At 57.7% G+C, this 2,461-nt stretch carries 3 protein-coding genes; all 3 read left to right on the top strand.

Translation table 11 applies throughout. The annotated features are described in order from the left end of the window. Positions 1–368: hypothetical protein (locus tag HOJ95_03810; GenBank protein ID MBT6393807.1), on the top strand; the 368-nt coding region annotated here is incomplete at its 5' end. Between the two features lie 73 nt (positions 369–441). Continuing rightward, positions 442–1,284, top strand: a complete 843-nt coding sequence (locus HOJ95_03805) for a DUF1194 domain-containing protein (GenBank protein MBT6393806.1) — start codon at positions 442–444, stop codon at positions 1,282–1,284. A 256-nt stretch (positions 1,285–1,540) separates the two neighbouring features. Beyond that, the gene (locus HOJ95_03800) at positions 1,541–2,320 is read left to right on the top strand and encodes a hypothetical protein (GenBank protein ID MBT6393805.1); all 780 of its coding nucleotides are present in this window, start codon (positions 1,541–1,543) and stop codon (positions 2,318–2,320) included. The last annotated feature ends 141 nt before the right edge of the window (positions 2,321–2,461 follow it).

Genomic DNA, 2,461 nt, shown 5'->3' with positions numbered 1-2,461 from the left:
GCGGCTTCTACGGCGACAAAGTCGGCAAGCGCAAGATTATTCTCTGGGGTATGTTCGTCGCGCTCGCCGGGATGGTTGGATTCCTCACCCTCCCGCTCACCTACGGCTTTGCCATGCTTCTGCTCATTGGCGCCGGTAATTTTATACCTATGGGCGTCTCGGTGGCCTACGCCCAGGAGCTCATGCCAGAGCACAGGGGTTTTGCCAGCTCGATTTTTCTGGGCGGCGGTTGGTTCATATCCGCCTTCACATCGGCCCCCATCGCGATGGCGGCCGAGTCCTACGGCCTTTTGAATGTTTTTTGGGTGCTGCCGCTATCGCTGGCCATCGGGGTGGCGCTCGCCTTTAAATTGCCGCGAGTGGCTTAAAATAAGAATTGCCATGGCCCGTCAAAGCTGAAACGATTAAGACCATCAACCGAACCTCGCGGGGGATGGTCTTATGCAAAAGGCAGCTTTTCTCTTCACAGTATTCTTGATGACACATATCAGCCCGGCAGATGCGGCACCCTCCGCCAAGGGAGCTGTCCGCGTCGATCTCGAACTCGTACTCGCAGTCGATGTCTCGGGCAGCATCGATGAAACAGAATCGCGTCTCCAGCGAAAAGGCTATGTAGAGGCCTTCACCTCGCCCGAGGTTCTCTCCGCAATTCGCTCGGGCTTCCACAAGCGAGTCGCCGTCACCTATTTCGAGTGGGCCGGGTACGAGCACAACCTTACCATCGTCGACTGGACCCTCGTCTCGGGCCCCGATAGCGCCCGAAAATTTGCCAATGCGCTGGCCGCAAAACCTCTCGGCGTTGGTCCCTACACCTCGATCAGCGGCGCCATTGAATATGCCATGCCCCTTTTCGAAAAAAACAAATTCGCGGGCACCCGGCAGGTCATCGACATATCGGGCGACGGGCCCAACAACAGCGGTCGCCTCGTAACCACCGCTCGCACAGAGGCGCTTCAAGCCGGGCTCACCATCAACGGCCTTCCCATCATCAACACCCGCCCGAGCCGCTATGGCAACCCGCCCATGCCGAACCTCGACCTGTATTACAAAAAATGCGTTATCGGCGGCCCAAGGGCTTTCATCGTCGTCGCAGAGGATTTTCGCTCCTTCGCCAAAGCCATTCGTAAAAAACTGGTGCTCGAAATCGCGGGGCGCGCGCCATCCACCTCCCGAAGCATCGCCCGCAAGAGCCGCCGCATGGCTGGCGCTCATCTGGTTTCTCGCACCGCCCCTCCCTGCAATATCGGGGAGAGTCGCCGCCAATTCTGGTCGTCAGACTACTAGATGGCCTTACGGGCCCATCCCAAACATCCCCCCGCGCCAGTCTGATTCGAGCCAGAATTAATCGTTTTTAAAGGGAATTGGGGATTTTTCAGTGCACCGCCGTTTCACCGATTTGCCCCGGATCGACATCTGCCCTATATTTCAGATGCGACACGGATCGCCAAACTTGTTACTTTTCAGTCTGTTCCAGAAGGCACCTTCGCCTATTTGAAGTAATGAGTTCAATAATAATAACGGACCCGAAAAGGAACTCTCCATGCGCGCCGCCCGCTTATGGTCTTTAGGAAAAACAATCCCCGCCTGGCTCATAGTGGTCGCGTTTCTCATCTCAACTGTGTCCACTGTCGGGGACGCCCTTGCCGCCTATGGCGAGGCATTCGGCCTCGGACTCGGCATGAGCCAGGAGCAGGTCCTCTCCCTCGGCACGGAGCTTGAGGAGAGTGGCATTTCCGAGACTTGGGGCCCGCGCTACCGGGTCAAGAAATTACCCAGGCCCTTTGGGGACGAGCGATGGGTCTGGCTCTACTTTGGAAACAATAACCGTCTCTTCAGGATTGTCGCCGAGCTGGCCGATGGCGGCGCCGCCTATGATTCAAAAAATGCCCTTCGCCGCTACAAAGAGATTAAAGACAACCTTTCCTCGCGCTACGCCAAAGTCACCTCGCGCGAGCAGCTCATTCCCGAGGGGGAGCCCTGCTTCAACCCGCCTACTCTCACGCATGCCGGCGGCGAGGCCCTTGAGGCCAAGGCGCGGGAAGCCTACGAGATTGCGCTCGATTCGGGCGGGCACCACAGCCTGATATCGATGATGCATTTTTGCACGATAAAAAATTGGACCGCCGAATATGACAAATCCGACACCTATGTAACCTTAACCCTCTCGCCCAAGGACGCACGTCCCGAAACCTCCTGGGCCTTCATCCACATCAAGGTCGAGAGCAAATCGCTTGCAGAGGATTTTCGGCGGGCGCGCTCGGCCCCGCTCGCTGGCAGGCGGGAGAGCCGAAAAACCCGCTCTGCCGCCACCCCGAAATAATCTCTGGCAGAGCGCCCGCCAGGTGGGAGCTCTTGCCAAACCAGATGCCAAAAGTTTGGAAGCTTATCCCGCACCCACGGGAAACGCTCCCGGGCCTACATCGTCATGAAATGAATGGGCCGCTTTCCCTCCCGAACCTGC

This window comes from Nitrospinaceae bacterium (assembly GCA_018669005.1).
Lineage (GTDB): Bacteria > UBA8248 > UBA8248 > UBA8248 > UBA8248 > UBA8248.
This window is presented reverse-complemented; position numbering and strand designations above follow the sequence as displayed.